Annotated in this window: 5 protein-coding genes and 3 pseudogenes; 6 read left to right on the top strand and 2 right to left on the bottom strand. The window is 60.8% G+C overall.

The window, feature by feature from the left end; genetic code table 11:
- From AC07FD_RS19565 to AC07FD_RS19550, 4 genes and pseudogenes are all read left to right on the top strand, one after another.
- Positions 1–210, top strand: a pseudogene (locus AC07FD_RS19565) (transposase); the annotation flags it as partial.
- Positions 211–247: 37 nt separating this feature from the next.
- A complete protein-coding gene (locus tag AC07FD_RS19560; RefSeq protein ID WP_478351183.1) occupies positions 248–1,141 on the top strand; it encodes a nucleotidyltransferase domain-containing protein in 894 nt (297 codons plus the stop codon).
- Positions 1,134–2,915, top strand: a complete 1,782-nt coding sequence (locus AC07FD_RS19555) for a ThiF family adenylyltransferase (protein WP_478351182.1) — start codon at positions 1,134–1,136, stop codon at positions 2,913–2,915. The genes AC07FD_RS19560 and AC07FD_RS19555 overlap by 8 nt, the downstream gene beginning before the upstream one ends.
- Entirely contained in the window at positions 2,912–3,466 is a 555-nt protein-coding gene (locus tag AC07FD_RS19550) for a Mov34/MPN/PAD-1 family protein (protein ID WP_478351181.1), read from the top strand. The genes AC07FD_RS19555 and AC07FD_RS19550 overlap by 4 nt, the downstream gene beginning before the upstream one ends.
- Here AC07FD_RS19550 and AC07FD_RS19545 read toward each other — a convergent pair.
- Positions 3,444–4,340: pseudogene (locus tag AC07FD_RS19545) on the bottom strand (phospholipase effector Tle1 domain-containing protein); the annotation flags it as partial. The gene AC07FD_RS19550 and the pseudogene AC07FD_RS19545 sit on opposite strands and share 23 nt — an antisense overlap.
- An 84-nt stretch (positions 4,341–4,424) precedes the next feature.
- Between AC07FD_RS19545 and AC07FD_RS19540 the strand changes: the two are divergent.
- Positions 4,425–5,400: pseudogene (locus tag AC07FD_RS19540) on the top strand (IS1595 family transposase); the annotation flags it as partial.
- A gap of 408 nt (positions 5,401–5,808) precedes the next feature.
- Here AC07FD_RS19540 and AC07FD_RS19535 read toward each other — a convergent pair.
- The gene (locus AC07FD_RS19535) at positions 5,809–6,330 is read right to left on the bottom strand and encodes a helix-turn-helix domain-containing protein (RefSeq protein WP_478351180.1); all 522 of its coding nucleotides are present in this window, start codon (positions 6,328–6,330) and stop codon (positions 5,809–5,811) included.
- On the opposite strand from AC07FD_RS19535, the gene AC07FD_RS19530 reads away from it, so the two are divergent.
- Positions 6,308–6,688: a hypothetical protein gene (locus tag AC07FD_RS19530; RefSeq protein WP_478351179.1), complete on the top strand. Its 381-nt coding sequence runs from the start codon at positions 6,308–6,310 to the stop codon at positions 6,686–6,688. The genes AC07FD_RS19535 and AC07FD_RS19530 overlap by 23 nt on opposite strands.
- Positions 6,689–7,050 lie beyond the last annotated feature (362 nt).

Below are 7,050 nucleotides of genomic sequence, written 5' to 3'. Positions count from 1 at the left end.
GAGCGCGGCGCCAAGATCGTTATTTCACAGCACTCACGTCGGACTTTTCCTCTGCCGCTCGACAAGGAACTCTACAAATGGCGCCACCTGATCGAGAATTTCTTCTGCAAACTCAAGGAATTCAAGCGTATCGCCATGCGAGCTGACAAAACCGACCAGAGCTTCGCAGCCTTCATCAATCTTGCTGCTGCCGTCATAAACTCACGATGAATCTCAACAAGCCTTAAAGCGGCTTCTCGAAATCGAAATGAGGCTCTACGCCCGCAGCAAGAACATGATCAAGCCGCTGGAGGAGCATCGCCGCTGCTGGAGGCAGCCTTACGCGGACGAAGCTCAATTCCACATGGACGTCACGCCCGGAATTCCGAGCGGTAGCGAACTGGCCCAACTCCTGAAAACGCGCGGATTCGATGCTTCGCTCGCCGAGACCGCAATCTCGATCACCGACAACCGCCACCCGCGCTACCAGATTATCGCGGCGGATTGGCAGCGCTCGAATCCACGCGGCTATCTGAAATGGTTTCTGACACGCATGGCCAAAGCCTACGACAAGCGCAAGAAAGAGCTTCTTCAGAAAGGCGTGACGGCGGGCACCGAGCCAATTCCGGACTATCGGATCCGCACCCCGTTGCAGTACGCAATCATGATCCTGAAGCGCCATCGCGACATCATGTACATCGGCCGCAGCGACGACAAGCCGATCTCGATCATCCTGACGACGCTCGCCGCCCACTCCTACGAAGGAGAGGAGAAGATCGCCGAGGCGCTGTTCGTGATCCTGACGAAGATGGACAGCTTCATCGGGACCGCAGTTGACGGGAGCCGTCTCATCGCCAATCCCAGCGATCCGCTGGAGAACTTCGCCGACAAGTGGAAGGAGCATCCGGAGCGGGAGACGGAATTCCATAATTGGCTACGAAAGGCCCGCGCCGATTTCGCGGCGGTGGCGCAGTTGTCTAACAAGCAACTGATCACCGAGCAACTTGCCAAGGGCGTCGGTGCCGACATTGCGGACTGGACGCGGCGGCGTTCGACCACTCGGCTCAGTACACCAGCCCTGCTGACCGCCGGTCTCGTTCGCAGCGAGGCGCAGGCGAGGACCTCGGCCGTCCGCATCGAGGGAGATCGCCGGAATGCCTGAGGGTGTCGACCCTCTCGCGAAGCGCTTCAAGTCAGCTGTCAGCGTCGTTGAATCACGCTGGCAGCAAGCTGGCTTGCGCCCGCGAAGGCTCGACACCAGACAACTCGCTGCCTACCGGGGGCGCTCCGCCGAAATCGGCTGGCGTTTCGACTGCGTCTTTTCCGATTGCCGGCGCCGGCTCGACGTCCTGGTGACCGCGGCCTTTCCTTTTGCGCCCGCGCGGATCGCGCTGGTTGATCGTCCTTCCTTTTTGACTTGGCCCCATGTCGAAAGCGACGGCGTGCTCTGTCTGGTGCCGGATCACGCCACGTTTCCCATCGACGATCCGTACGCCGGAATCGCCGAACTGCTTGAGATGACGTTCGATCTGATCGAAGCGCTGATCCGCGGCGAACGCATTGGCGACTTCCGAAGCGAGTTTCTCACATATTGGCGTCATGCAGGACGCGGACAGGCCCGGACGATCCTGTCGCTGATCGAACCCGCGCCGCCGTCGCGGATCGTCAGGATCTGGGAAGGCGCAAGACGAACTATCATCGCCGACAATGAGGAGACGTTGCGCGATTGGCTTCGCAATTTCGCTCCGGCAATCCCCACAGCCGAGCTCCGCTTCAATAGCGGCTTGCTGGTCTGGATGGATGTCGTGCCACTGCCGTCCGAATACCCCTCCTCGGCGAAGGACGTCTACGACATCGCTGCCCGCGCCGGCGTCGCCGACCATCTCGACGAACTTGCCCGCCAGATGCGTCAACGGCTAATCGTGATGCTAGGCGCGAGCACCGAGAACGGACCGGCGATCGCAGCCACGGTCGTCAATCGACCGAAAATCGTTCGTGGATCGGATCCGCTGATCGCCGGGTTTCGCCCTTCGCGCGTGCCCGAGAACGTGCTGCACGCCCGACTGTTTGGAGGAAATGCCGCCGACCGCACTTCGGTCGAACGCGTCGATCCGACATGGGTCCACGGGCGCGACCGCGATCCTAGGGTTCCCACGCTGCTCGGGGCGACCGTCGCCGTTCTCGGATGCGGATCAGTCGGCGCACCGGTTGCGATGACGCTGGCCCGAGCTGGTGTCGGCAAGCTCATCCTCGTCGACAAGCAGACCTTCACGGGTGCCAATGTCGGCCGACACCCTCTCGGAGTGGGCTCAATCGGCGCGGCCAAGACAATCGAACTCGCGAAGCGCATCCGCTCAGACCTGCCGCACGTAGAGGTGGAGTGTCATAAGTCGCTCGTGCAGGACCTTCTGCTTCGCGCCGACTGCCCCCTCGCCGGCGTCGATCTTGTCGTCTCCGCGCTCGGCGATTGGCCGAGCGAATCCCTTCTCGACGAATGGCAGGCTTTCCAAATGCGACGCTTTCCCATCGTTTACGGTTGGACGGAACCGCACGCCGCTGCCGGGCACGCGATCGTCGTCTCCGGCGGCGACCGCCTGCGCGACGGACTGGATGCCACCGGATCGCCGCACCTCGTCGCCACACGTTGGGCACATGAAACCCGGCTGTACGAGCCTGCCTGCGGAGCGGCGTTCGATCCCTACGGCCCTGTCGAATTGGGATTCATCACCTCGATGGTGGCACAGACCGCACTTGACGCCCTTCTCGGTCAGGCGGCATCGGCCACACATCGCATCTGGCTTGCGCGCCGCGCCTTCGTCGAGGCTGCGGGCGGCACGTGGAGCGACGAACTGCGAGCTATCGCTCCGCAAGCGCTCGACGGCGCGACCATGATCGAAAGACGATGGAGCCAGGCTGCGAAGGATCTGGCGGCGTGATCTCCTTCGACATTGGACTATCTGGACAATCGCTCGCGTTCAGCGGCAGCGTTCTGGAGCACTTCAACCAACACCGTCAAGCACGCTTTTGGCAGAACGAGGCCGGTGGACTTCTATTTGCGAGATTTCAGCTTCCGGTTTTCAACATCGACGTCGCAACCGGCCCGAGGCGCGGAGATCGCCGGTCTCGTTATTCTTACCGTCCGGATGAGCGTGCCGAACAGCGCGAGATCGACGATATGTTTTCGCGCGGGCTGCATTTCGTGGGCTGCTGGCACACCCACCCGGAGGATATCGCATCGCCTTCGCATATCGACCGTCGAAATATCGCCGATTGCGTGCGCCGCTCCCACCACGCGCTGAATGGCTTCATCATGGTGATCGTGGGCAGGACTCCGATTCCTGACGGACTGCACGTTTCTGTGTGCGACAAATCTTCCGTGTATGAGTTGGCGCGAAACGCTGCATCGATCGATTCTTCATTGATTTCATTTACCCGCAGCTCCGCGCACCTTGAAAGAAGCTCCGCTACGCCGGGCTCCCGGACATAGGAACGACTCTGGGGTTCTCGGGAAAGTTCACGGGCCTGTATTTTGTGACAGCGGCCATCCTGTCCACGACAGATTGATGAACAAACGCCTCGGGCGATATAAAGCGCGGCTCGGCGCTTGGGATGTAGTGGCCGAGGAACGACTTGCGAGCAGCCCATTCCTTGTATTTGTCTGCCTTCGGCAACCACTCCAGCAGGCGCCAACCGGTCGACATCGAATCATGCGGATCACGCATGATTTCGGGTGGAACGTAGCTGAACGGACTTCCCTTTCTCTGCACTCCCCAGGCCAGCTGGTTCACAGTCCTGCGGTCGACGGCCAAGCCATGCTTCACCGCTTCGTCGATCATCCAGATCAGTGGGAATTTCGAAAGACCGCTCTCTTGCTCCGGGTAGCCTCCCCCGATATCGGCGTGCGCACCTGAAAACCAGACTTGCTGCGCGTCCTGCGGTTCCGCATTGTTCGTAGCGCTGAACCTATTGTGCATGAACGTTTGCGGTTCATCCCAGGCATCCAGCCTGAACATTCTTCTTCGTTCGTCGATCGCGATCGCCTGACGGAAAATGCGAACGCTAGGATTGTTTCTGGTATTGGCAAGCGTCTGCAGGCTGAACGCATAGAACCTATCAGGACGCGGGACTATCACGCTCGCGACCGTGTCCCATACTCCAACGAATTTGATCGTCGGCCATCTCGAAGAAACAATCCGGGCGAACTGCGAGGCTCGATCGTCCTTAGTCGATGGAATAGGCTGGCCGCTTACTTCTCCGCGTTCAGATTCCTCTATCATTGCCGACCGTGCCGTATCGATCGCCGACCCTGTCTGTTTATACGCCGTCAATGCAGCACCGGCGAGATTCCACTGATGCGGCGAATCGCTTATCCCGTTCGCTCAGGTGGTAACCATATCTAGCGATTGTTGCTGACGGATCGCCTCGCCTGCTCTATTGGCGTCGACATGGGCGAGGCGTTGTTTCCGACCCGGTGGAAGAACGACAAGCCACCGTCGATCGAGAAGTTCGTGGAGACTTTCCGCGACGATTACGCATGCGCTGACTACCTCTTCAACAAGCGCTGGCCGGGCGGCTTCACATGCCCACGCTGCGGTTCCAGGAAAGCATGGCGCCTCGAGGCCCGGCCATGGCTTTTCGAATGCGCAGGCAAAGGGGACAGGCGTGGGTGCCGGAAACAGACCTCCGTGATCGCCGGGACGGTCATGCAAGGCACGCACCTGCCGCTGCGCAAGTGGTTCCTGGCGGCATATCTAATGGCGACGCACTCCAACTCTATTTCGGCGCTGCAGCTCCAACCTAAGCTCGGCGTTTCCTACAAAACCGCCTGGCTGGTGCTGCACAAGCTCAGGCGGGCAATGGTGAACCCCAACCGGACACCGCTTTCCGGAACTGTCGACGTGGACGAGTCCGCCATTCCGTATCGGCGTAAGGCGGACGCGTTGGAAAGGGGTGGCGGTAGCAGCACAGCCAACCAGATATGGATCGCTGGGGCGGTCGAGACGGTCGGTAACCATGGCGTCGGACGCATCAGGCTCGCGCGCATCGCGGATCGGTCGGCTCAAAGCATCGTTCCGTTCGTGGTAGCCAACACCCTTCCCGGATCGGCGGTGCGGACGGACTCCCTTGCCTCGTACGACAAGGTGCCCGGCCGTCGCCTCAGGCAGGTCAATCTGAGCAATAGGACGATGCCCGCCCACATCGTCTTCAAGTGGATTCACGTCGTTTTTGCGAACCTGAAGCGCTGGGCGCTGGGCACATTCCATGGCTTCCGGGAGAAGCATCTTGACGCTTACCTCGGCGAGTTCGCCTTCCGCTGGAACCGGCGGCGCCATTTTCACAGCGCAATGGACACGATGCTTGGGCGTCGGCCAGCGCATCGCTCCCGTTACGCACCGCGGCATCGTCGGCGATACGACGCAGTGGAAGAAAGAGCACATCGGCGAGATCCTCAAGATGTGCCACCCGAACAAACGGCAAATCGTGGAGGATCTCGCGAGCTACTACCGCGTCCACAGGGTCAAGGTGCTGGAGGAACTCGTCTGGTGGGTGGATCGCCTCAAGGAGGAGGATCCAGGCGCGTATGGCGGCTTCCAATGGGATTTCGACGGCGCGCGAGAGTTCGGCGATCAGCGCCATTACACTCGTCGGAAGGCAGGGCGGCCAGTGCTGGCGCCGCGTCGGGCGGGCGAGGAACGGCTGACCGGACGGCGCTACAAGAAGCCGGATCCGCTCATTCCGCGGACACTGGCGCCGCCTCCCGCGCGGCGGCCGGCCATCGCATTGGCGGCCGAGTAGCCGCACGCTGAAGTGGCCTTTCCGACGACCTCCCTAGGGCGATGGGGCAGCCACTTCGTCCTCCATGTCGAGGGATTCTTCGACTGCTCCCGGGTTCCGGGCAATGGTCCATAGGAGCGTATTCGCCGCTGCATCCGGTTCCGAGCGACCTTGCTCCCAGTTTCGAAGCGTTGCCAGATCGAGGCCATACCTCACGGAGAACGCCTCCTGGGACAGCTTCGTGCCGTCCCGGACTTCGCGGACGCTTATCGGCCGCGGCGCATGAACCTTCGCTACCACTCCTGCGGACGAGAGTTCATCCTTCAGTGCCCGGAGGTCGTCGACGCAAGGAACCGTCACGAATGCCTTGCCGTGATCAACCATCTCCGTGAGGACCGCGTGGGCCGTCCTCAGCGGCAACTGTCTCCTGACGAGAGCCCGAGCAGCCTCAGGAGTATTCGCGCCGTGAAGAAAGCTGAGGCTCAGCCGGACGGGAGAGCCTGACGACACCCGGACGACGTCCCGGGTTCGCACCCGTTGTCCGAACCGCTCCATGAACTTCGATGTAGTCGACATTAAGCTTCTCCGCGATCACTCGACCGAGCTTGCGCAATTTGGACCAACCCCACTGGACCTGGGCATCGCCCCCAATATGGAGGTCACGGACGACCAGATGGTTGCTGCCCATCTCCACGTTCCCCAAGAGCTGAAGCACGCCATCGGGCGTGACGACATCCAAGAGGAGGCATGGGTCCTCCGAAATGTCAGCGTCCAGAATGAGTTCGATGTCATCGGGCTGCACACGCGATCCCTACGCAAGTTGCTTATAGAAAGTATGCCGGGTGCTGGCGAGCGTCAAGGCCTAACCGATCTCCGAATTGGCGGGATGATGGCAACACCCGAATCGTGCCACCTTGGTCGCAGTCTACGCTAATTGGCTGGCGAAGAGGGACAGACGCGCAGCACCATATATTGTGGCCACCTGAGCGAACGGGATAAGCGGTCGCCGATGAGGCTCCGAATCCGGAGTGACCTTTGTACCGTCAGCGATGAGATGAACTTGATTCCGTCATGTGCCACGCTGTCGCTTGGGGAAGATGCCGGACACCGAAGGTAATAGTCGTCAAAGTTGCGCAAGCCCGTCGGTACTGGAGAGAAGGTGTTGGTTTCCGTAGACAGCGTCGCCATGGATAAATGCACAATCGAAACCCTTCGTAGCATAACGGGGGTGGGCGCTGGACTGCGCCGTGGCGGTAGTCGGTCTCTGTATCTCTGTTGCGACTGAAAGCTTGGGCA

Source organism: Mesorhizobium waitakense, from assembly GCF_056431085.1.
The sequence above is the reverse complement of the archived record's forward strand: the minus strand, read 5'-3'. Positions and strand labels throughout refer to the sequence as shown.